Origin of the sequence: Streptomyces sp. NPDC056738, from assembly GCF_042790435.1 — a bacterium.
Lineage (GTDB): Bacteria > Actinomycetota > Actinomycetes > Streptomycetales > Streptomycetaceae > Streptomyces.
In genome coordinates this window covers 89,447-111,751 of the sequence record NZ_JBHTZF010000009.1, presented here as the reverse complement: position 1 = coordinate 111,751, position 22,305 = coordinate 89,447, and the positions used below count along the sequence as shown (strand labels likewise).

21 protein-coding genes are annotated in these 22,305 nt (G+C 71.9%); 12 read left to right on the top strand and 9 right to left on the bottom strand.

Features of this window, described 5'->3' with window-relative positions:
- Window positions 1–8: 8 nt before the first annotated feature.
- The 5 genes from argC to ACFRIC_RS23960 are packed head-to-tail and all read left to right on the top strand — an operon-like array spanning window position 9 to window position 4,863.
- Window positions 9–1,037, top strand: a complete 1,029-nt coding sequence (gene argC / locus ACFRIC_RS23980; RefSeq protein ID WP_382789021.1) for an N-acetyl-gamma-glutamyl-phosphate reductase — start codon at window positions 9–11, stop codon at window positions 1,035–1,037.
- On the top strand, window positions 1,034–2,188 hold the full coding sequence (gene argJ / locus ACFRIC_RS23975) for a bifunctional glutamate N-acetyltransferase/amino-acid acetyltransferase ArgJ (protein WP_382789018.1): 1,155 nt from the start codon (window positions 1,034–1,036) through the stop codon (window positions 2,186–2,188). Before argC ends, argJ begins: the two co-directional genes overlap by 4 nt.
- A complete protein-coding gene (gene argB / locus ACFRIC_RS23970) occupies window positions 2,185–3,099 on the top strand; it encodes an acetylglutamate kinase (protein ID WP_382789015.1) in 915 nt (304 codons plus the stop codon). Before argJ ends, argB begins: the two co-directional genes overlap by 4 nt.
- The gene (locus ACFRIC_RS23965; protein WP_382789012.1) at window positions 3,096–4,304 is read left to right on the top strand and encodes an acetylornithine transaminase; all 1,209 of its coding nucleotides are present in this window, start codon (window positions 3,096–3,098) and stop codon (window positions 4,302–4,304) included. The genes argB and ACFRIC_RS23965 overlap by 4 nt, the downstream gene beginning before the upstream one ends.
- Before the next feature lie 22 nt (window positions 4,305–4,326).
- The gene (locus tag ACFRIC_RS23960; RefSeq protein ID WP_328454389.1) at window positions 4,327–4,863 is read left to right on the top strand and encodes an arginine repressor; all 537 of its coding nucleotides are present in this window, start codon (window positions 4,327–4,329) and stop codon (window positions 4,861–4,863) included.
- A gap of 81 nt (window positions 4,864–4,944) precedes the next feature.
- Here ACFRIC_RS23960 and ACFRIC_RS23955 read toward each other — a convergent pair whose 3' ends face one another.
- The 5 genes from ACFRIC_RS23955 to ACFRIC_RS23935 all read right to left on the bottom strand — a co-directional run bounded on the left by ACFRIC_RS23955 (window position 4,945) and on the right by ACFRIC_RS23935 (window position 9,893).
- On the bottom strand, window positions 4,945–5,682 hold the full coding sequence (locus ACFRIC_RS23955) for an FAD:protein FMN transferase (protein ID WP_382789597.1): 738 nt from the start codon (window positions 5,680–5,682) through the stop codon (window positions 4,945–4,947).
- Between the two features lie 46 nt (window positions 5,683–5,728).
- Window positions 5,729–6,529, bottom strand: coding sequence for an FMN-binding protein (locus tag ACFRIC_RS23950; RefSeq protein WP_382789009.1), 801 nt, complete (start codon window positions 6,527–6,529; stop codon window positions 5,729–5,731).
- A 19-nt stretch (window positions 6,530–6,548) separates the two neighbouring features.
- Window positions 6,549–7,886, bottom strand: a complete 1,338-nt coding sequence (locus ACFRIC_RS23945) for a ferric reductase-like transmembrane domain-containing protein (RefSeq protein WP_382789594.1) — start codon at window positions 7,884–7,886, stop codon at window positions 6,549–6,551.
- Window positions 7,887–8,011: 125 nt separating this feature from the next.
- Complete coding sequence (locus ACFRIC_RS23940) at window positions 8,012–8,524, bottom strand: FMN-binding protein (protein WP_382789007.1); 513 nt, start codon at window positions 8,522–8,524, stop codon at window positions 8,012–8,014.
- Window positions 8,525–8,531: 7 nt separating this feature from the next.
- On the bottom strand, window positions 8,532–9,893 hold the full coding sequence (locus ACFRIC_RS23935) for a ferric reductase-like transmembrane domain-containing protein (protein WP_382789004.1): 1,362 nt from the start codon (window positions 9,891–9,893) through the stop codon (window positions 8,532–8,534).
- 205 nt (window positions 9,894–10,098) lie between these two features.
- On the opposite strand from ACFRIC_RS23935, the gene ACFRIC_RS23930 reads away from it, so the two are divergent.
- Window positions 10,099–10,938: a response regulator transcription factor gene (locus ACFRIC_RS23930; protein ID WP_382789000.1), complete on the top strand. Its 840-nt coding sequence runs from the start codon at window positions 10,099–10,101 to the stop codon at window positions 10,936–10,938.
- Between the two features lie 86 nt (window positions 10,939–11,024).
- Window positions 11,025–12,464: a sensor histidine kinase gene (locus tag ACFRIC_RS23925; RefSeq protein ID WP_382789591.1), complete on the top strand. Its 1,440-nt coding sequence runs from the start codon at window positions 11,025–11,027 to the stop codon at window positions 12,462–12,464.
- A 138-nt stretch (window positions 12,465–12,602) separates the two neighbouring features.
- On the opposite strand, the gene ACFRIC_RS23920 is transcribed toward ACFRIC_RS23925, so the two are convergent.
- The 3 genes from ACFRIC_RS23920 to ACFRIC_RS23910 all read right to left on the bottom strand — a co-directional run bounded on the left by ACFRIC_RS23920 (window position 12,603) and on the right by ACFRIC_RS23910 (window position 14,872).
- Entirely contained in the window at window positions 12,603–13,304 is a 702-nt protein-coding gene (locus ACFRIC_RS23920; protein ID WP_382788998.1) for a L,D-transpeptidase, read from the bottom strand.
- A gap of 3 nt (window positions 13,305–13,307) precedes the next feature.
- Window positions 13,308–13,895, bottom strand: a complete 588-nt coding sequence (locus ACFRIC_RS23915; protein ID WP_382788995.1) for a pyridoxamine 5'-phosphate oxidase family protein — start codon at window positions 13,893–13,895, stop codon at window positions 13,308–13,310.
- Between the two features lie 134 nt (window positions 13,896–14,029).
- Complete coding sequence (locus ACFRIC_RS23910; protein ID WP_382788992.1) at window positions 14,030–14,872, bottom strand: hypothetical protein; 843 nt, start codon at window positions 14,870–14,872, stop codon at window positions 14,030–14,032.
- Between the two features lie 248 nt (window positions 14,873–15,120).
- Here ACFRIC_RS23910 and ACFRIC_RS23905 point away from each other — a divergent pair, with 248 nt between their 5' ends.
- The 5 genes from ACFRIC_RS23905 (at window position 15,121) to ACFRIC_RS23885 (ending at window position 21,146) form a co-directional block, all read left to right on the top strand.
- Window positions 15,121–16,314, top strand: coding sequence for an argininosuccinate synthase (locus ACFRIC_RS23905; RefSeq protein ID WP_382788990.1), 1,194 nt, complete (start codon window positions 15,121–15,123; stop codon window positions 16,312–16,314).
- Between the two features lie 137 nt (window positions 16,315–16,451).
- On the top strand, window positions 16,452–17,885 hold the full coding sequence (argH, locus tag ACFRIC_RS23900) for an argininosuccinate lyase (protein ID WP_382788988.1): 1,434 nt from the start codon (window positions 16,452–16,454) through the stop codon (window positions 17,883–17,885).
- 144 nt (window positions 17,886–18,029) lie between these two features.
- Window positions 18,030–19,001, top strand: a complete 972-nt coding sequence (locus ACFRIC_RS23895) for an aldo/keto reductase (RefSeq protein WP_382788986.1) — start codon at window positions 18,030–18,032, stop codon at window positions 18,999–19,001.
- Window positions 19,002–19,080: 79 nt separating this feature from the next.
- On the top strand, window positions 19,081–19,632 hold the full coding sequence (locus ACFRIC_RS23890) for a TetR/AcrR family transcriptional regulator (RefSeq protein WP_382788984.1): 552 nt from the start codon (window positions 19,081–19,083) through the stop codon (window positions 19,630–19,632).
- A complete protein-coding gene (locus ACFRIC_RS23885; RefSeq protein ID WP_382788981.1) occupies window positions 19,629–21,146 on the top strand; it encodes an MFS transporter in 1,518 nt (505 codons plus the stop codon). The genes ACFRIC_RS23890 and ACFRIC_RS23885 overlap by 4 nt, the downstream gene beginning before the upstream one ends.
- 281 nt (window positions 21,147–21,427) lie before the next feature.
- Here ACFRIC_RS23885 and ACFRIC_RS23880 read toward each other — a convergent pair whose 3' ends face one another.
- Window positions 21,428–22,117 carry a lysophospholipid acyltransferase family protein gene (locus ACFRIC_RS23880; protein ID WP_382788979.1) on the bottom strand — a complete coding sequence of 230 codons (690 nt, stop codon included), beginning with the start codon at window positions 22,115–22,117 and terminating at the stop codon, window positions 21,428–21,430.
- Window positions 22,118–22,305: the final 188 nt, after the last annotated feature.

The window sequence follows — 22,305 nt, the reverse complement described above, 5'->3', positions numbered from 1 at the left end:
AGGGTTCCATGGCGATGCGTGCGGCGGTGGCGGGAGCGAGTGGATACGCGGGCGGGGAACTGCTGCGTCTGCTGCTGGCACACCCCGAGATCGAGATCGGCACCCTGACCGGCAACTCCAACGCGGGCCGGCGGCTCGGCGGGATCCAGCCCCATCTGCTCCCGCTCGCGGACCGCGTCCTCACCGAGACCACCGCCGAGGCCCTGCGCGGCCACGACGTCGTCTTCCTCGCGCTGCCCCACGGCCAGTCCGCCGAGGTCGCCGAGCAGCTCGGCGCCGACGTCCTCGTGGTCGACATGGGCGCCGACTTCCGGCTGAAGGACCCGGCCGACTGGGAGCGGTTCTACGGCTCCCCCCACGCCGGGACCTGGCCCTACGGCCTCCCCGAACTGCCGGGTGCCCGCGCCGCGCTGGAGGGGTCCAAGCGCATCGCGGTACCCGGTTGCTACCCGACGGCCGTCTCGCTCGCCCTGTTCCCGGCCTACGCGGCGGGGCTGGCGGAGACCGAGGCCGTGATCGTCGCCGCCTCCGGCACCTCGGGCGCCGGCAAGGCGCCCAAGGCGCACCTGCTCGGCAGCGAGGTCATGGGGTCCATGACCCCCTACGGCGTCGGCGGCGTCCACCGGCACACCCCGGAGATGATCCAGAACCTCTCCGCCGCCGCCGGGGAACCCGTCACCGTCTCCTTCACGCCCACCCTCGCGCCCATGCCCCGCGGCATCCTCGCCACCTGCAACACCAAGGCCAGGCCCGGCGTCACCGCCGAGTCCGTCCGGGCCGCCTACGAGAAGGCCTTCGCCGACGAACCCTTCGTCCACCTCCTTCCCGAGGGGCAGTGGCCCGCCACGGCGTCCGTCTACGGTTCCAACGCCGTTCAGGTCCAGGTCGCGTACGACGCCGCCGCACACCGCATCATCGCGATCAGCGCCATCGACAACCTGACCAAGGGCACCGCAGGCGGTGCCGTCCAGAGCATGAACCTCGCCCTCGGCCTTCCCGAGGAACTGGGGCTTTCCACGATCGGAGTCGCACCGTGAGTGTCACGGCAGCACAGGGATTCACCGCGGCCGGCGTCGCCGCAGGAATCAAGGAGAACGGCAACCCGGACCTGGCCCTCGTGGTCAACACCGGGCCCCGCCGCGCCGCCGCGGGCGTCTTCACCTCCAACCGTGTGAAGGCCGCGCCGGTCCTGTGGTCCGAGCAGGTCCTCAAGAGCGGCCGCCTGGACGCGGTGGTCCTCAACTCGGGCGGCGCCAACGCCTGTACGGGCCCCAAGGGCTTCCAGGACACCCACGCCACCGCCGAGAAGGTCGCCGAGACGCTCGGGGACATCGGCGCGGGCGGCGTCGCCGTCTGCTCGACCGGCCTCATCGGCCTCCTGCTCCCGATGGACAAGCTCCTCCCGGGCATCGACCTGGCCGTCGCCCAGCTCGGCCCGCACGGCGGCGAGAAGGCCGCCATCGCCATCAAGACCACCGACACCGTGCACAAGACGGCCGTCGTCACCCAGGACGGCTGGACCGTGGGCGGCATGGCCAAGGGCGCCGGCATGCTCGCGCCGGGTCTGGCCACCATGCTGGTCGTGCTCACCACCGACGCGGACGTGGACAGCGCGGACCTGGACCGGGCGCTGCGCGCGGCCACCCGCACCACCTTCGACCGGGTCGACTCCGACGGCTGCATGTCCACCAACGACACCGTGCTGCTGCTCGCCTCCGGAGCCAGCGAGGTCACCCCGGACCACGCGCAGTTCGCCGAGGCCGTCCGCGCGGTCTGCGACGACCTGGGCCAGCAGCTCATCCGGGACGCCGAGGGCGCCAGCAAGGACATCAAGGTCGAGGTGATCAACGCCGCGAGCGAGGACGACGCCGTCGAGGTGGGCCGCTCCATCGCCCGCAACAACCTGCTCAAGTGCGCCATCCACGGCGAGGACCCCAACTGGGGCCGTGTCCTGTCCGCGATCGGCACCACGAAGGCCGCCTTCGAACCGGACCGGCTGAACGTCGCCATCAACGGCGTGTGGGTCTGCAAGAACGGCGGTGTCGGCGAGGACCGCGACAAGGTCGACATGCGCTACCGCGAGGTCCACATCGTCGCGGACCTCGCCGCCGGCGACGCGACCGCCACGATCTGGACCAACGACCTCACCGCCGACTACGTCCACGAGAACAGCGCGTACTCCTCATGAGCAATCCGACCCGCAAGCACACCGCTCTGCCCAAGGCGCAGATCCTCATCGAGGCGCTGCCCTGGCTGACCCGGCACCGCGGCAAGACCGTCGTCGTCAAGTTCGGCGGCAACGCCATGATCGACGCCGAGCTGAAGGCCGCCTTCGCCCAGGACATCGTCTTCCTGCACCACGCCGGCCTCAAGCCGGTCGTCGTGCACGGCGGCGGCCCGCAGATCAGCTCCGCGCTCGACCGGCACGGCATCGTCAGCGAGTTCAAGGCGGGCCTGCGCGTCACCACCGAGGACGCGATGGACGTCGTCCGCATGGTGCTGGCCGGACAGGTCCAGCGCGAGCTGGTCGGACTGCTCAACGAGCACGGACCGCTCGCCGTCGGCCTCACCGGCGAGGACGCGCACACCATCACCGCCACCAAGCACCGGCCCATGATCGACGGGGAGTTGGTCGACATCGGGCGGGTGGGCGAGATCACCGCGATCGACACGGGCGCGATCGAGGCCCTGCTCGCCGACGGCCGCATCCCGGTCGTCTCCTCGATCGCCCGGAGCCAGGACGACGGACATGTCTACAACGTCAATGCTGATACGGCGGCTGCGGCACTCGCTGCCGCGCTGGATGCCGAGACCCTCATGGTCCTCACCGACGTCGAGGGTCTCTACGAGGACTGGCCCGACAGCGACGAGGTGATCAGCCGCCTCACCGCCTCCCAGCTCGAAAAGCTCCTTCCCGAGCTGGCCAGCGGCATGGTGCCGAAGATGGAGGGGTGTCTGCACGCCGTACGCAACGGCGTCACCACCGCCCGTGTCATCGACGGCCGGGTCCAGCACTCGATCCTGCTGGAGATCTTCACCGACGAAGGCATCGGCACGATGGTCGTGCCGGACGACGAGGAAGCGGGGGACGCCGAATGACCGGCAGCGCGACGAACGCGGAGCTCACCCAGCGGTGGCAGGGCGCGCTCATGGACAACTACGGCACCCCGCGACTGCCGCTCGTCCGCGGTGCCGGCACGAAGCTGTGGGACGCCGACGGCAACGAGTACCTCGACTTCGTCGGCGGTATCGCGGTCAACGCCCTCGGACACGGCCACCCCGCGATCGTCGAGGCCGTGAGCCGGCAGATCCGCTCGCTCGGCCACGTCTCCAACCTCTTCGTCGCCGAACCGCCCGTCGCCCTCGCCGAACGGCTCCTCCAGCTCTTCGGCCGCGAGGGCCGGGTGTACTTCTGCAACTCGGGCGCCGAGGCCAACGAGGGCGCGTTCAAGATCGGCCGGCTGACCGGCCGGACCCACATGGTCGCCACCACCGGCGGCTTCCACGGCCGGACCATGGGCGCCCTCGCGCTCACCGGCCAGGCCGCGAAGCAGAAGCCCTTCCTGCCGCTGCCCGGCGACGTCACCCACGTCCCGTACGGCGACCCGCAGGCCCTCGCCGAGGCGGTCACCGAGGACACCGCACTGGTGATCATCGAGCCGATCCAGGGCGAGAACGGCGTGGTCGTACCGCCCCCCGGCTACCTGAAGGCGGCCCGCGCCATCACCGCCGCCCATGGCGCGCTGCTCGTCCTGGACGAGGTGCAGACCGGTATCGGCCGCACGGGCCACTGGTTCGAGTACCAGGCGCACGAAGGCGTCCTGCCCGACATCGTCACGCTCGCCAAGGGCCTCGGCGGCGGACTGCCGCTCGGCGCCACCGTCGCCTTCGGCCGGGCGGCCGGGCTCCTTGAGCCGGGCCACCACGGCACGACGTTCGGCGGCAACCCCGTCGTCTGCGCCGCCGGGCTCGCCGTGCTCGACACCATCGAGTCCGAGGGGCTCCTGGAGAACGTGAAGCGCGCCGGCGAGAAACTGCGGAACGGGATCGAGGGGCTCGGCGACGGTTCCGGCCATCCGTTGATCGACCATGTCCGGGGTGCGGGCCTGCTCCTGGGTATCGTGCTCACCGAGCCGCTCGCGCCCCAGGTGCAGCAGGCGGCTCAGGACGCCGGTCTCCTGGTGAACGCGCCCGCCCCCGATGTCGTACGGCTGATGCCGCCGCTGAACCTCGGCGACGACGAGGTGGACGCGTTCCTCCGGGCCCTCCCCGGCATCCTCGACGCAGCCAACGGGGACGGGTGAACCGGGAAATGGGACGACGACGATGAGTCAGGCGCAGGACCACGAGCACGCAGGGCCTGCCGTGCCGCAGACCCGCACCGCACGCCACCGCCGGATCGTGGACATCCTCAACCGGCAACCGGTGCGCTCGCAGAGCCAGTTGGCGAAGCTTCTCGCCGACGACGGGCTGAACGTCACCCAGGCGACGCTCTCCCGGGACCTCGACGAGCTGAACGCGGTGAAGATCCGCAACAACGACGGCGACCTCATCTACGCGGTGCCGAGCGAGGGCGGTTTCCGCACCCCGCGCGCGCCGCTGGGGGAGTCGGCGAAGGAGGAGCGGATGCGCCGGCTCTCCTCGGAGCTGCTGATCTCCGCGGAGGCCTCGGCGAACCTCGTGGTCCTGCGCACCCCGCCGGGGGCCGCGCAGTTCCTCGCCTCGGCGATCGACCAGGCGGAACTGCACGACGTCCTCGGCACGATCGCCGGGGACGACACCCTGATGCTGATCAGCCGCGATCCGACGGGCGGGCAGGCGCTGGCCGATCATCTGCTGCGGCTGGCCCAGAACGATCACTGACACGTACGACGGTGGAGGCGCACCCCGCAGCGGGGTGCGCCTCCACCGTCGTACGCCCGCCTGACGTGGGGGCCGCCCCGCTCAGCCCAGGCGCTGGGCGAGGCCTCCCGTGCATCTGACCTCGTTGCCCGCCGTGATGAGCAGCGCCTCGACGTCCGGGAGCGACTCCAGCCAGTCGAGGCCCGCCCGCGAGCCCATCGCGAAGGCCGCGGTCGCCCAGGCGTCCGCCCAGGTCAGACGGGGGGCCACCACCGTCACGGCCACCAGGTCGGTGACCGCCGACTTCCCGGTGCGCGGATCGACGATGTGGGCGCCGCGTTCGGCGGTGCCGGAGGTCGCGACGGCCAGCTCGTCGACGCCGGCCGCGGAGACCACCGCGGCGAGCGCGCCCGGTCGGAGCGGGTCGGACACACCCACCCGCCAGGGGCGGTGCGGCCCGGGGACGCCGCGGAGCTGGACGTCGCCGCCGCCGTTGACGCTCACTCCGCTCGCCCCCGCCGCGGTGAGACGCCGGGCCGCGCGCTCGACGGCCCAGCCCTTGACGATTCCGGTGGGGTCGAGCCGCCCCTCGTACCGTGTGCTGAACCAGCCGTCGCTGACCCGTTCCGCCTCGGCGCCCAGCTCCAGCACCTCGGCGACCTGCGGGTCGCACTCCTCGACCGTGATCTCCCCGCGGGCCAGCCGCGAGATCTGGCTGTCCTCGCGGTAGGTGCTGAACACCTCGTCCACGCGGTGCAGCTGGGCGACCGCCTCCTCCAACGCCGTCCGCACGGCGTCGGGTTCGCCGCCGCGCACGTCGAAGGAGAAGACAGTGCCCATCACCTCCTCGGCGTGGCGCAGCTCCTGGGGCGCGTCCTGCGCGGGCTCAGACACCGGCCTTGTCCAGGGCCGACTGGAGGGACTTCTTGTAGCCCTCGCTGGTGTAGGTCGCGCCGGAGACGGTGTCGATCTGGGCGCTGCCCGCGGCGACGGCCTCCTGGTTGAGCTTGGGCACGGCGAGTTCGGTCTTCTGGGAGCTGGTCCCGCCCGAGGGTGCCTGGACCGCCTCGGCCTTGGTGATCTTCTTGCCGGAGAGGGTGACCCGGACCTGGACCGGTCCGTACTGGGTGTTCGTCGCGGCGCCGGTGACGACCCGGGCCTGCGCGGCCGGTGCCGCGGGCGACGCCCCCGCCGAGCCCGAGGACCCGGAGGATCCCGAGGTGCCGCCAGCGGCCTTCGCCTTGTCCAGGGCCGACTGGAGGGACTTCTTGTAGCCCTCGCTGGTGTAGGTCGCGCCGGAGACGGTGTCGATCTGGGCGCTGCCCGCGGCGACGGCCTCCTGGTTGAGCTTGGGGACGGCGAGTTCGGTCTTCTGGGAGCTGGTCCCGCCCGAGGGCGCCTGGACCGCGTCCGCCTTGGTGATCCTGCCGCCGCTCATGCTGAGCCGTACCTGGACCGGACCGTACTCGGTCCGCACCACGTCACCGAGGACGGTGCCGGCACCCGCCTGCTCGGCGGCGCCGCCCTGCGCCCCCTGGGCGGCCGCCGTCTGCTGGGGCACGGCACCGGCCTGGGCCGACGCCGCGGCCGGGTCGGACGCCGGCTTGAGCGCCAGCAGCAGCACGATCCCGGACACGGTGGCGGCACTGGCCAGCACGAACCGGCGTATGGGGTGATTCTTCTTCATTGTTCCTGACTCCCGTCGCTCACATCTCGAACGACTCGTGATGGATGCGGCGGGCGGGGACCCCCGCGCCGCGCAGTGCCGCGTACACCTCCTGGGCGAAGCCGGGCGGCCCGCACATGAAGACGTCGTGGTCGTCTATGTCGGGCAGCTTGCGGCGCAGGGAGTCCGCCGAGATGTCCGGGCGTTCGCCCTCGGGGCTGTTCACCGCGTACATCAGCCGCGCCCCGCGCTCCTTGGAGATGGCGGCCAGTTCGTCCCACAGGGCCAGATCCTGGGTGGTGTTGGCCCGGTAGAGCAGCGTGAGGTCGCCGGACGCGCCGGGAAGGGTCTCGAACAGCGTCCGCATCGGCGTGATGCCGACACCGCCCGCCACCAGGAGCACCTTGCCGCGGCTGCGCTTGCCGGCGGTCAGCGCGCCGTAGGGGCCCTCGGCCCAGACCCGGGTGCCCGGCTCCAGATCGCGCAGGGCGGCACTGTGGTCGCCGATCGCCTTCACGGTGATGCGCAGCATGTTGGGCCGGGGCGACGCGGACAGCGAGTACGGGTGGGAGCTGAACCGCATCCCGGGCGTCAGGAAGCGCCAGCGGAAGAACTGCCCGGCCTCCGCGCCCATCCGGTGCAGCTTGCGTCCGCTGATGAGCACCGACACGATGCCCGGCGTCTCCTCGATGACCGCCTCGACCCGCATCCGGTGCTTCAGGTTCAGCCGGATCGGAGAAAGGATTCGGTACCACAGGACCAGCGCGGTCACCGATCCGTAGAGCCCGTACCAGACGGTCTTGGCGACGGGTTCGACGGCGAAGTCGTTGCCGGTGGAGAGCTGGTGCCAGAACGTCAGGAACACCGCGGCGTACGTCAGCAGGTGCACGTGGTACCAGGTGTCGTACGGGATCAGCCGGCGGAGCCAGCCCATGGAGATGAACCCGATGAGCACGAGCAGACCCGTGCCGATCGCGGCCTTGCCCATGTCGGGAAGCTGGTTGACCGAGTCGACGGTCTGCTGCACGATCCCGCCGAGCCCCTTGCCGGACTGAAGGGCGTAGCCCCACATCGTCAGGAAGAGATGGGCGAGGACCATGCAGATGGTGTAGCGGCCGGTCATCGCGTGCCAGCGCGCCACCCGGTCGGAGCCCACCCGGCGTTCGAGCGCGGGGACGCGGGCCATCTGGAGCACCACGAGGGCCATCAGGTATCCGGCGAGCAGCCCGGTGATACGGCCGGCGTTGAGGATCCTGCCGTTGTTGTCCGCGATGGACGGGGTGTTGTTCCACCACAGCCACAGGACCGCGGCGGCGCCGGCCCAGACGGCGATCAGCAGCGGGACGGCGGGCGAGCGGCGAGGGCGGATTCGGCGCATGGTCTGGCGCCGCGCGGCGCGACCACCGGCGATCGTGGACACGGTTCCTCCGTGTTCGTCCTGGAGAGACGGGGTGAGGGGAGTGGCCCCCTGGCCCAGAGATACGGTCCACGACGCCCGTGCGTTCAGAGGCCTGCCGAGTCGAGTGCGGACTGGAGTGACTGCTTGTATCCGTCACTGGTGTACGTGGCTCCGGACACCGAGTCGATCTGCGCGCTCTGCGCGGCCAGGGTCTCGCGCCTGAGCGTGGGGATCGCGTAACTGTTGATCTCCGGGTCCCGGGGATTGTCGGAAGGATAGACGACCGCGGTGGACTCGGTGATCCTGCCGTCCTTCACCGTGACGCGCACCTGGACCGGGCCCCAACGGGTCTGCACCGCATCGCCGGTGACGGTCCTGGTCCCCGCGCTCTTCGACCCGCCGGACGTCCCCGAGGAGCTTCCCGAGGAGCTTCCGGAGGAATCCCCGGACGAGCCTCCGGGGGACGAGGTGGAGGAGTGCCCCACGGGCGAGGAGGCGTCGGCCGCCGTCGGCGCCGTGTGCGGCTTCAGCGACAGCATCAGGACGAAGCCGGTGACCGTGGCGGCGGCCGCCAGCGTCACCCGGCGCAGCGGACGGTTCTTCTTCAGGGCGTGCACGGCGGCCTCACAGTTCGAACGACTCGTGGTGGATACGGCGGTCGGGGACGCCCGCTGCGCGCAGTTCCCCGTACAGGTCCCGGGCCATGGCGGGGGGCCCGCAGAGATAGACGTCGTGCTCGGCGATGTCCGCGACGGCCTCGCGCAGGGAGTCGGCCGTGAGCCGCGGGCGGGTGCCGTCGGCGGCGTTGAGCGCGTACAGGACCCGGGCCCCGCGCCATCGCGCGATGTCCTCCAGTTCGCCGCCCAGCGCCAAGTCCTCGGCGGTGCGCGCCCGGTAGAGCAGCGTGACCCGGCCGGGCAGCGTCTCGAACAGGGCCCGCAGCGGTGTGATGCCGACGCCGCCCGCGATCAGCAGGGCCTTCGACGTCGTGCTCCGGTCGGCGGTCAGCGAGCCGTAGGGGCCCTCCGCCCACACCCGGGTCCCGGGACGCAGCATCCCCAGGGCGGCGCTGTGGTCACCCAGGGCCTTCACCGTGATCCGCATCCGGTCGGGGCGCGGCGGTGCCGACAGCGAGTACGGCGTCGAGGTCCACCGCAGTCCGTCCGCGAGGAACCGCCAGCGGAAGAACTGGCCCGCCCGCGCGTCCAGTTCGTCCAGGCGCTCCCCGCCGACCACGACGGAGAAGACCCCGGGCGACTCCCGGTGCACGGACTCCACGCGCAGCCGGTGGCGCAGGTTGAGCCGTACCGGGGTGAGCAGCCGGAACCACACGACGAGCGCGGCCGTACCGAGGTAGAGGGCGTACCAGGCGAACCGGGCCGCCGCGTCGCCGACGAAGTCGGAGCCGAGCGCGAGCTGGTGGAAGAAGGCCAGGAACACCGCCACGTACGTCAGCAGGTGCACGTAGTACCAGAACTCGTGGCTGATCCGGCGACGGGCCGCGCGTGCCGAGGTGATCCCGACGGCGAACAGGATGAGCGTGCCGATCGTCGCCTTGAGCATGTCCGGATAGTCGAGGACCACGCTCAGCGTCTCGTCCACGATGCCGGACCCGTCCTGGGCCGCGTAGCCGAAGAGGATCAGTGTCACGTGCGCGACCAGCAGGCAGATCGTGTACCGGCCGGCCATGGCGTGCCAGCGGGCCACCCGGTCGGAGCCCACGCGCCGCTCCAGCAGCGGGACCCGGGCCATCAGCGCCACCAGGACCGCGCAGGCGTAGCCGCACAGCAGCCCGGCCATCCGCCCGGCGTCCGTCAGCCAGCCGGCCGGGCCCACCACCGACCGGGTGTCGGCCCACCACAGGGCGAGGACGCCGGCCGCTCCCGCCCACAGCAGGGCGAGCAGCGGCCCGGCGGGCGAGGGCCGGGGGCGCCGGCGTCCTCGTGTCGTGCGCGGGTCCGCCACCCGCTCGTGCACCGTGGTCATCCGTCCGTCCCTCTCTCCTGTGCTCCGGGAGGAAACTGTGCGTCGGGAACCTCTGAGGAGCCTCTGAACCGGCGCCTTCGGAGCGGACTCACAGGAAACTCAGAGCGGGGCCGGCACCGAGGCGCGGGGGCGCGGGTCCTCGCGCCGAGGCGACTCAGAGGAAACTCAGAGGCCGCACAGAGGGGAGGGACCGCCGGGAGGAGCGATGCTGGAGGACGACATGAACGCTCCCACCCCAGACCCAGGCGCTCCCCGGGACCCCGGCACCGGCTCCCACCCGGAGCGGGGCGACGGATCTCCCGAGCCCGGCACTCCCCGCAGGGCGCCCTCGCTCACCCGCCCCGACGGCACCCCCGTACGCGTCCTCGTCGTCGACGACGATCCCGACCTGGCCGAGGTCCTGTCCGGCGTGCTGCGCTACGAGGGCTGGGAGGTCCGTACCGCCTGCGACGGCGCCTCGGCCGCCGCCGCGGCGCGCGAGCTGGTGCCCGACGCCGTCGTCCTCGACGTGATGCTCCCGGACACCGACGGCTTCGCCGTGCTGCGCGACCTGCGCACCGTGCTGCCGGACGTCTGCGTCCTCTTCCTCACCGCGCGTGACGCGGTGGAGGACCGCATCGCCGGCATCACCGCGGGCGGCGACGACTACGTCACCAAGCCGTTCAGCCTGGAGGAGGTCGTCGCACGGCTGCGCGGGCTGCTCCGCCGCGCCGGGATGGCCCGCCGCGTGGACGAGGGCCCGCGGCTCGTCGTCGGGGACCTGTCGATGGACGAGGAGGCCAGGGAGGTGACCCGGGGAGGCGACCTGATCGAACTGTCGCCGACCGAGTTCGAGCTGCTGCGCTTCCTCATGCGCAACCCGCGCCGGGTGCTCAGCAAGGCCCAGATCCTCGACCGCGTCTGGTCGTACGACTTCGGGGGCCAGGCCCACGTCGTCGAGCTGTACATCTCCTACCTGCGCAAGAAGGTCGACGCGGGCCGGGATCCGATGATCCACACGGTCCGGGGCGCCGGGTACGTCATCAAGCCCGTGGCGGCCCGGTGAAGCCGGAGACGCCGGAGGGAGCCGGGGCCGGGCGGCAGGGGTGGGCCCGGATCGCGGCGGCCGTCCGCGCGCTGCGGCCCCGCACGATGCGCGCCCGACTCACCGCCGGCCTCGTGGTGCTCCTGGCCCTGAGCTGCGCGGCCGTCGGCGTGGCCGCGGTCTACGAACTGGACGGCTTCCTGACCGGCCGTCTCGACCAGCAGCTCCAGGAGGCCGGGCCGCGGTTCCCGGCGAGCCTGGAACACGGCGCGGCGAACCCCTCGGGCAAACCGTCCGACCACGACGGCGACGAACACGGCGACACCCGCCGTCAGGCCACCGGTACCTTCGGAGCACGCCTGGTCGGCGACGACGTCACCAACGCCGCCGTCGTGCCGCCGGGCACCGGCACGTCGGTCCGCAACGTGGATCCGACCGCCCACGACGAGGCGGTCCTCGCCGCGGTGCCCGTGGACGGACGGGCCCACACCGTGTGTCTTTCGGACCTGGGCGGGTACCGCGTCCTGGCGACGGCGGGCAAGGACGGTGACGTGCTGATCACCGGACTGCCCACCGAGCCCGTCGACGCGGCCGTCCACCGGCTGGAACTCGTCGCCTCCCTCGTCTTCGGCGTGGCCCTCGTGGTCGCCGGAGTCGCCGGCGCCCTGTGGGTGCGCTGGTCGCTGCGCCCGCTGAACCGGGTCGCGGCGACCGCCACCCGGGTCAGTGAACTGCCGCTCGCCAGCGGCGAGGTGGCCCTGCCTCCCCGGGCGCCCGAGTCGGACCCGCGCAGCGAGGTGGGCCGCGTCGCCGGTGCCTTCGACCGCATGCTCGGCCATGTCGAGGACGCGCTCACCAAGCGGCACGCGAGCGAGGAACGGCTGCGCACCTTCGCCGCCGACGCCAGCCACGAACTGCGCACCCCGGTCGCCTCGGTCCGCGGCCACGCCGAGCTCGCGCTGCTGCATCCCGGCCCGGTCCCCCCGAAGGTGACGCGCGCCCTCGAACGGATCGCCGCCGAGTCGGCGCGGATGGGCGAGATGGTCGACGACCTGCTGCTGCTGGCCCGCCTCGACGCCGGCCGTCCCCTGGAACGCCTGCCCGTCGACCTCACCCGTCTCGTCCTCGACGCGGTGACCGACGCCCGCGCGGCGGGCCCCGGTCACCGCTGGGTCCTGGAACTGCCGGAGGAGCCGGTGACCGTGACGGGCGACGTCCACCGGCTCCAGCAGGTCTCGGCCAACCTGCTGGCCAACGCGCGGGTCCACACGCCGGCGGGCACGCGGGTGACGGTGTCCCTGGGGCATGCCGGGAAGGCGGCCGTGCTGAAGGTCCACGACGACGGCCCCGGGGTTCCCGAGGACGTCCGGCCGGGCGTCTTCGAGCGCTTCACCCGGGCGGACCGCCGCCGCGCCGACGTCTCCGGCAGCGGGGCGGGGCTCGGTCTGTCGATCGTCGCCGCCGTGGTCGAGGCCCACGACGGCACGGTCACCCTGGAGAGCGAGCCCGGGTCGACCACGTTCACGGTCACGCTCCCGGCGTCCTGAACGACGGCCGGCCCGCTTCCGGTGGCCGGGTCGGGTGACCTGGGTCCGGTGGCACGGCTCCTCACGCGCGTCGCCGGGTGCCGGTGAATCGTGGCCGGGGTTCAGTCCCTCCCGCCGGATCTCGACCGCACGGGGGCCTCAGTACCGGGTGATCGTCGTTCCTCCTGTTGTCGTGCCGATGGCGATGTGGGGGGCTCGTGCGGGGTTCGCCCAGGTGAGGAGGCGCCGCATCGTGTCCTTGGGCACGGAGATGCAGCCGGCCGTCGGGCCCTTGCCGTTGACGTGCAGGAAGATTCCGGCGCCCCGGCCCCGTACGGGGCGCTCGTAGTTGAAGCCGATGACGAGGGCGTGCGCGTACTGGCCGGTGTAGGTGATCAGGTGCTCGGACTCCTTCTCCCGGCAGTCCGCGGGGCGCGGTTCGGTCCACCGGTTGTACGAGCGGGACGCGTTGTCCTGGCACCACCAGGAGTCCTTGGTCACCCGGCGGTACGGCATCGAGGTCCCTCGCGGTGCCGCCCGGGTTCCGAACGCGTACGGCAGCTCGTACAGACCGGTGGGTGTCGTGTTCGTGCCCTGGAGCCTGGCTCCGCCCTCGACCAGTCCGCGCGCCCCGAACCGTGCCGGCGCCGAACCGGACCGCACCCAGCGCCCGCCTCGCAGGTCCCACCAGGTCAGGGTCCCGGAGGTCGCGCCCAGGCGTGGGGCCTCGGCCGTGATGAGCTGGCTCCCGCCGCCGGTGTCCGCCAGCCGCGCGGGAAGGACGGTGGTGGGCGGCGGCCCGCTCGGGACCAGGGCGAGCAGGGACACGGACGCGAGGGCGGCGGCGGCTCCGAGGCGCATGGCTCAGACCGTAGTGGGGGGCAACGGCAGCGGCAGCCCGGGAAGTCCGTCCAGGCTCGTCGCGATGTGCTCCTTCTTGGTGAAGTACGCGCTCAGCGAGGCGTCGTCCTCGCGCGAGAACCGTCTGCCGTGCAGGTCGCGGTCCTCCTCGTAGGACATGTGGGGCACCGCGTAGCCGCAGGAGTCGCGGACGAGCTCGGCGGTCACGACGATGATCGCGCGCAGCCCGTGCGAGGCCGGGTCGATGCCGTCGAAGTGGGTGAGGAGTCCGGAGAAGCGCGGGTCGTCGCGGAAGACCGGTTCGCCCCGGCCGTGCACCCGGACGATGTTGGGCGGGCCCTGGAAGGCGCACCACATCAGGGTGATCCGGCCGTTCTCGCGCAGATGGGCGATCGTCTCCGCGGTGCTCCCGGCGAAGTCCAGATACGCCACGGTCAGTTCGTCGAGAACGGCGAACGACCCGGTGAGCCCTTTGGGGGAGAGGTTGACCGTGCCGTCCCCGGACAGGGGCGCGGTCGCGGTGAAGAAGAGGGGCTGGGCCTCGATGAACGAGCGGAGGCGGCCGTCGATGCGCTCATAAGTCTTTCCCATGTCTAACGATTATCGGGGAAAGTCCTTCGTCTGTCTAAGGGGTTGCGGGTTCCGGCGGCGTCGTTCAGGGGCACCGCCGGAACCCGCGGACCGCCCCGGCCCTTGCCGTCGGGGTGGTCGCATCGAGGGTCAGGTCACTTGGTGAGCGTGCAGGCGGCGAGGGTGTCCAGGCCGGTCGGCTTGGCGGCGGTGCGGCCGATGGAGATGGCGATGCGGTCGATGGTGGAGACGCGCTTGTCCTTGAGGGGGCCGAGGATCGCGTTCTGGACGAAGTTGGGGCCGCCCTGTCCGACGGTGTCGGCCAGCCGCTTGTTCGCCTCGGCGATCTGGGTGTTCAGCAGGGTGAGGTTGCGGTCGACCTCGGCCTTCGCGGAGGCCGGCACGGCGGGCAACTGGGAGGCGACGTCCGGGCAGGTGATCGTGCCGGCGGCGGTGGCGGCGCCCGTTCCGGAGCCGGCTCCGCCCGCCTGTGCGGTGGCGGGCGCGCTCGGCGCGGTGGACGCGGCGCCCGTACCGCCGGCGGCCGCTCCTCCCGCCGTGTTGAGGGTGCAGGGCGCGAGCGCGTCCAGACCCTGCGGCTTGGCGGCCGTGCGGCCGATGGCCGTCGCGATCCGGTTGACGGTGGCGACCCGCTTGTCCTTGAGGGGGCCGAGGATCGCGTTCTGGACGAAGTTGGGGCCGCCCTGTCCGACGGTGTCGACCAGTCGCTTGTTCGCCTCCGCGATCTGCGTGTCGAGGAGGGCGAGGTTGCGGTCGACCTCGGCCTTCGCGGAGGCGGGGATCGCGGGCAGGCTCGGGGCGACGGCCGGGCAGTTCACCGTGTTCGCGGCGGCCTTCGTCGTGGCGTTCTGCGCGGTGCCGTGCGTCTCGCCCGCCAGGGCGCTGCCGGCGATCACCGCCGCGGACAGCACCACGGCGGAGGCTCCGCCGATCATCACGACGCGCCGCTTGTTGTACTTCGGAAGAGCCCTGGACATGCGGAATCCTCACTCGGGTCGGGGGTGGACGACCACCCGGCGTTCGGCCGGTCGGTCAATGTCCGTGTGTCTGCCGTGCGTGAACGCGGCGCCTGCGTTCAGCGGGAGATACGCGGAAACGATTACGAGTGTTCAACCCTCGGTGAGGATTCCTCGGCCGGGCGTGCCAGGGCGGGTCGCGATTGACGAACCATGCAGAGTGCTGCATACTCATGCATGTCAGCGAATGCACTGTTGAGGAGAATCCCGTGACCGAGCGCGTCGTACTCGCCTACTCAGGCGGTCTGGACACCTCCGTCGCCATCGGCTGGATCGCCGAGGAGACGGGCGCCGAGGTCATCGCCGTCGCGGTCGATGTCGGCCAGGGCGGCGAGGACCTGGACGTCATCCGTAAGCGCGCCATCGCGTGCGGTGCCGTCGAGGCCGAGGTCGCGGACGCGAAGGACGAGTTCGCCGACGAGTACTGCCTCCCGGCGATCAAGGCCAACGCCCTCTACATGGACCGCTACCCGCTGGTCTCCGCCCTCTCCCGGCCGACGATCGTCAAGCACCTCGTGGCCGCCGCGCAGAAGCACGGTGCCACCACGGTCGCCCACGGCTGCACCGGCAAGGGCAACGACCAGGTGCGGTTCGAGGCCGGCATCGTCGCCCTCGCCCCCGACCTCAAGTGCATCGCCCCGGTCCGCGACTACGCGATGACCCGCGACAAGGCGATCGCCTTCTGCGAGGAGAAGCAGCTCCCGATCGCCACCACCAAGAAGTCCCCGTACTCCATCGACCAGAACGTCTTCGGGCGCGCGGTCGAGACGGGCTTCCTGGAGGACATCTGGAACGCCCCGATCGAGGACATCTACGAGTACACCTCGAACCCGGCCGAGCACCGCGAGGCCGACGAGGTGATCATCACCTTCAAGCAGGGTGTCCCGGTCGCCATCGACGGCAAGCCCGTCAGCGTCCTGCAGGCCATCCAGCAGCTCAACGAGCGCGCCGGCGCCCAGGGCATCGGCCGGATCGACATGGTCGAGGACCGGCTCGTGGGCATCAAGTCCCGTGAGGTGTACGAGGCCCCGGGCGCGATCGCGCTGATCACCGCGCACCAGGAGCTGGAGAACGTCACGGTCGAGCGTGAACTCGCCCGGTACAAGCGGCAGGTCGAGCAGCGCTGGGGCGAACTGGTCTACGACGGTCAGTGGTTCTCCCCGCTCAAGCGCGCCCTGGACGGCTTCATCGACGAGGCCAACCAGCACGTCAACGGCGACATCCGGATGACCCTGCACGGCGGCCGCGCGGTCGTCACGGGCCGGCGCTCCGACACCTCGCTCTACGACTTCGACCTCGCCACGTACGACACCGGCGACACCTTCGACCAGGCCGCGGCCAAGGGCTTCATCGACATCTACAGCCTGTCGTCGAAGATCGCCGCCAAGCGGGATCTGGCGTAAGCGGTACGGGACTTGGCGCGGGCCGTGTCGTGTCCGCCATTTCCGACCCTCCCGAGCACTAGCCTGGCAGCCGCCTCCTCACGCACGTACGCGTGGGGAGGCGGTGGCACATCCACACCTTTCGAGGAGTAACGCAAGTGAGCAGCAACAGCGGTGACGTCCGGCTCTGGGGCGGACGGTTCGCCGACGGTCCCGCCGAGGCCCTGGCCAAGCTGTCCGCGTCGGTCCACTTCGACTGGCGCCTGGCTCCGTACGACATCGCCGGTTCGCGCGCCCACGCACGCGTGCTGCACAAGGCGGGCCTGCTCACCGAGGACGAGCTCACACGCATGATCGAGGGCCTCGACCGGCTGGAGGCGGACGTCGCCGACGGCTCCTTCGTCGGCACGATCGCCGACGAGGACGTCCACACCGCCCTGGAACGCGGCCTCCTGGAGCGCCTCGGCCCGGACCTCGGCGGCAAGCTCCGCGCCGGCCGCTCCCGCAACGACCAGGTGGCCACGCTCTTCCGGATGTACCTGCGCGACCACGCCCGGATCATCGGCGGTCTGATCGCCGACCTCCAGGAGGCGCTGATCGGCCTGGCGGAGGCCCACCCGGACGTGGCGATGCCGGGGCGCACCCATCTCCAGCACGCCCAGCCCGTGCTGTTCGCGCACCACGTCCTGGCCCACGTCCAGTCCCTGTCCCGGGACGCGGAGCGGCTGCGCCAGTGGGACGAGCGGACGGCGGTCTCGCCGTACGGTTCCGGCGCCCTGGCCGGCTCCTCCCTCGGCCTGGACCCGGAGGCGGTGGCGAAGGACCTCGGCTTCGAGCACGGCAGCGCCGCCAACTCCATCGACGGCACGGCCTCCCGCGACTTCGTGGCCGAGTTCGCCTTCGTCACCGCGATGATCGGCGTGAACCTGTCCCGGATCGCCGAGGAGATCATCATCTGGAACACGAAGGAGTTCTCCTTCGTCACCCTCCACGACGCGTTCTCCACGGGCTCGTCGATCATGCCGCAGAAGAAGAACCCGGACATCGCCGAGCTGGCACGCGGCAAGTCGGGCCGTCTGATCGGCAACCTGACCGGGCTGATGGCCACGCTCAAGGCGCTGCCCCTCGCGTACAACCGCGATCTCCAGGAGGACAAGGAGCCGGTCTTCGACTCCTGCGACCAACTGGAGGTCCTGCTGCCCGCCTTCACCGGCATGATGGCCACGCTGACCGTCCACCGCGAGCGCATGGAGGAACTGGCCCCGGCCGGCTTCTCGCTCGCCACCGACATCGCCGAGTGGCTGGTCCGGCAGGGCGTGCCGTTCCGTGTCGCGCACGAGGTCGCCGGTGAGTGCGTCAAGGTCGCCGAGGCGGAGGGCAAGGAGCTGGACGAGCTGACCGACGAGCAGTTCGCGAAGATCTCCGCGCACCTGACCCCGGAGGTGCGGACCGTCCTGGACGTCCCCGGAGCCCTCGCCTCCCGCGACGGCCGCGGCGGTACGGCCCCGAGCGCCGTCGCCGTCCAGCTCGCCGAGATCAAGACGGACGTCGCCGCCCAGCAGACGTGGGCGGCGGCCAAGCGCGGGAAGTAGGACGGCCGCGCCCTGATCCGCCCGCGCCCCCGACCGCCCGCCGGGCGGACACGGTCCGCGGGCGGGAGCGGGTGCCGTACGACGGAGGGTGTCGCGGGTTACGTTGGCCGGGAGCCGTAAAGGTGCCGACCGAACGGAGCCGCGATGCCCTTCGCACGTCTCGCCTCAGCCACGACTCCCACCGCCCACCTCGGCCTGGGTCTCGCCGCGGTGGGCCGCCCGGGCTACATCAACCTCGGGCGCGAGGAGGACCTCCCGGCCGACCGCAGCGTCGAGGCCCTGCGCGAGCGCACCCTCGAACTCCTCGACGCCGCCTACGCCCAGGGCGTGCGCTATTTCGACGTGGCCCGCTCCTACGGCCGCTCGGAGGAGTTCCTGGCCGGCTGGCTCGGCGGCCGTCCGGAGATCGACGACGTCGTCGTCGGCAGCAAGTGGGGCTACCGGTACACGGCCGACTGGCGCACCTACGCCGAGGCGCACGAGATCAAGGACCACGGCCTCGCCATGTACGAGCGGCAGCGCGCCGAGACCGCGGAGCTGCTCGGCGACCGGCTCGACCTCTATCAGATCCACTCGGTGACCCCCGACAGCCCGGCCCTCACCGACAAGGAACTGCACGCGGCCCTGGCCGAGGCGGCCGCCGGGGGTCTGTCGGTCGGCTTCTCCACCAGCGGCCCCGCGCAGGCGGAGGCGATCCGTGCCGCGCTCGCCGTCACGGTCGACGGCGAACCGCTCTTCCGTACCGTCCAGTCCACGTACAACGTCCTGGAGACCTCCGCCGCCCCCGCGCTCGCCGAGGCCCACGACGCCGGGCTCACGGTGATCGTCAAGGAGGGCGTGGCCAACGGCCGGCTCGCCGGGCCGCACGCGCCGGAGGCGCTGCGGACCGTCGCCGCCGAGACCTCCCTCGGCTGTGACGCGGTCGCCCTCGCGCTGATCCTGCGGCAGCCCTGGGCCGGCGTCGTGCTCTCGGGCGCGGCCACCGTCAACCAGCTCGCCTCGAACCTGCACGCGGCCGTTGTCGACCTCGACGACGACCAGCTCTCCCGGCTCGCCGCGCTGGTGGAGGAGCCGCGGGCGTACTGGGAGCGACGCGGGCAGCTTCCCTGGCACTGAGCACCCCCGAGTGACGCCGACATGAGACACGCGCGCTCCTTATGAGACATCGCTGTCTCATGTGCGGTACAGTTGTCTCATGGCTGTCGACCGTGATCACGTGCTGCGCAGCGCAGCCGCCCTGCTCACCCGCAAGTCCACCGCGACGATGGACGAGGTGGCGAAGGCCGCCGGGATCAGCCGGGCCACGCTGCACCGCCAGTTCGCCGGCCGGGACGCGCTCGTCCGCGCACTGGAGGCACTCGGCATCGAGGAGTGCGAGGCCGCTCTGGACGCGGCCCGCCTCGACGAGGGCACCGCGCAGGAGGCCGTGCGCCGCCTGGTGAGGGAGCTGGAGAAGGCCGCCGGCCTGCTCGCCTTCCTCTACACGGAGAACCAGCTCTTCGAGGGCGACGGACAGCACGAGGGCTGGGCCCGGCTCGACGCCCGGATGGCCGCGCTGTTCCGGCGCGGCCAGGAGGGCGGCGAGTTCCGCATCGACCTCAGCCCCGCCTGGCTCACCGAGGCGCTCTACGGACTGATGGCCTCGGCGGCCTGGGCCGTCACCGAGGGCCGGGTCGCCGCCAAGGACTTCCACCACATGATCGTCGAGCTGCTGCTCGGCGGCGCGCTCAGGAGAGAGGAACCATGACCAGCACCCTGCGGCCGGCGGTCGCGACGGAGGCGCCGAAGCGTCCGGGCCGGTGGCTCGCGCTCTGCGTTCTCGTCCTCGCCGTGCTGCTGGTGACCGTCGACGCGACCGTCCTCGGTCTCGCCACCCCGTACATCAGTGAAGACCTCGAACCCTCGGGCACCCAGCTCCTGTGGATCGGTGACGTCTACTCCTTCGTCATCGCCGGCCTGCTCGTCTCCATGGGCAGCCTCGGCGACCGCATCGGCCGCAAGAGGCTGCTGCTGGCGGGCTCCACGGCGTTCGGCCTGATATCCGTGCTCAACGCCTATGCCACGACACCCGAGATGATGATCCTGGCGCGGGCGCTGCTCGGCGTCGCGGGCGCCACCCTGATGCCCGCCACCCTCGCCCTGATCCGCAACATCTTCCACGACGCGCGCGAGCGCAGCCTCGCCATCGGCATCTGGGGCGCGACGGCCTCCGCGGGCACGGCGGTCGGCCCCGTCGTCGGCGGCTTCCTGCTCGAACACTTCTGGTGGGGCTCGGTCTTCCTCATCAACCTTCCGGTGATGGTCGTCCTCGTCCTCGTCGGGCGCCGACTGCTCCCCGAGTCGAAGAGCCCCGATCCCGGTCCCTGGGACCTGATCAGCGTGACGCTCTCGCTCGTCGGTGTGATCGCCGTGGTGTACGCGGTGAAGGAACTCGCCGCGCACGGGCCGTCCGGCGAGGCGCTCGCCGCCGGTCTGCTGGGAGCGGGCGCCCTGTTCTGGTTCGTACGCCGCCAACTGACGCTCCCCACACCGCTGCTGGACGTCCGGCTGTTCCGCAACCGCGGCTTCTCCGGCGCGGTGCTCGCCGACCTGTTCACCGTGCTCGGCATGTCCGGGCTCGTGTTCTTCCTCTCCCAGTACCTGCAACTGGTCCAGGGCCGCGGGCCGTTCGAGGCGGGACTCGCCGAAGTCCCCGCCGCCGTGGGCGCGGTGGCGGCGGGCCTGGTCGCCGGTCGGGTCGCGCGGCGCTTCTCCGTGCGCACCGTCGTGTCCGGCGGACTCGCCGCGGTGGGACTCGCGCTCGGCGCGCTCACCGTGCTGGACCGCTCCACCGGCTATCCGCTGCTCGGCACGGCCCTGCTGGTCGTCGGCGTCGGCGCGGGCTTCTCGTTCACCGTCACCGCCGACGTCATCCTCTCCGCCGTGCCCAAGGAGCAGGCGGGCGCCGCGTCCGCGGTCTCCGAGACGGCGTACGAACTCGGCGCGGCCCTCGGCATCGCCCTGCTCGGCTCCGTCGTGACCGGCGTCTACGCGGGCTTCACCGGCCCCGCGGGCACACCGGCCGCGGCGCACGAGTCCCTGGGCGGAGCGGTGGAGGCCGCCGGGGGCCTGCCCGAGCACACCGCAGAGACACTGCTCACCGCGGCCAGGGAGTCCTTCGTGGACGGTCTGGCACTCGCCTCCGGCGCGGGCGCCGCCGTCCTGCTCGCCACCGCGGCGGCCGCCTGGTTCTTGCTGCGCGGCCAGCGGCTGGAGTCGTAGCCGCACGGAACCGGCGACCGACGGGACGCGCCGGGCCCGCCGGAACGGGACCCCGGCGCCGGACGTGCGGCCGTGTCGGAACGGGGCCCCGGCCGATGGCGTGGGGCCCGCCGGAACGGGGCCCGGCGGGAGACGCGTGGCGTGCCGGAGTCGGCACCCCGGCGGGAGACGCGTGGCCGTGCCGGAGTCGGCACCCCGGCGGGAGACGTGGTCGCAAAAGGGTGGGCTCCGACCGGAAACCTCCGGTCGGAGCCCACCCTTTCGCCTGGTGTGCCGCGCGGCTAGGCGGCCTTCGCCTTGGTGGCGTACATGTCGACGTACTCCTGGCCGGACAGCCGCATGACCTCGGTCATCACGGAGTCGGTCACGGCGCGCAGCACGTACCGGTCGCGGTCCATGCCCTCGTAGCGGGAGAACTCCATGGCCGGACCGAAGCGGACCGTGACCTTGCCCGGACGCGGCATGCCCGCGCCGCCCGGCTGGAGCTTGTCCGTGCCGATCATCGCGAACGGCACGACCGGCGCGCCGGTCATCAGGGTGAGCCGGGCGATACCGGTGCGGCCGCGGTACAGACGGCCGTCGGGGGAGCGGGTGCCCTCGGGGTAGATCCCGAAGATCTTGCCCTCCTCCAGGACGCGGCGGCCGGTCATCAGCGCGGCCACGCCGCCGTTGGCGCCGTCCCGGTCCACCGGGATCATGCCGACGCCGGTGAAGAACCACGCCATGAGCCGGCCCTTGAGGCCCTTGCCCGTGACGTACTCGTCCTTGCCGATGAAGAAGACCTGCCGGTCGCAGACCAGCGGAAGGATCATCGAGTCGATGAACGTGAGGTGGTTGCCGGCGAGGATCACCGGGCCGTTGCCGGGGATGTGCTCCACGCCCTCCACCCGTAGGCGGAACATCAGGCGCATGATCGTTCCGAGCACTGCCTTGATGAGCGCGAAGCGGGACAACGGGCCCTCCGGTGTCAAGGGATCGGTATGGAGTCTGTGCAGGTGAGGACGATACTCGCGGTTCCCGGTCGATTGCACATCGGGTTCACCGACCGGATACGCACTGTTGACGTACGTTTACCTGCGGTTGCGCGCCCGTGAGCGCCGGACACCGGGCCGATCCGGTGTGACGGACATCGCGCGCGGGTACCGGCGAACGGGTGAGC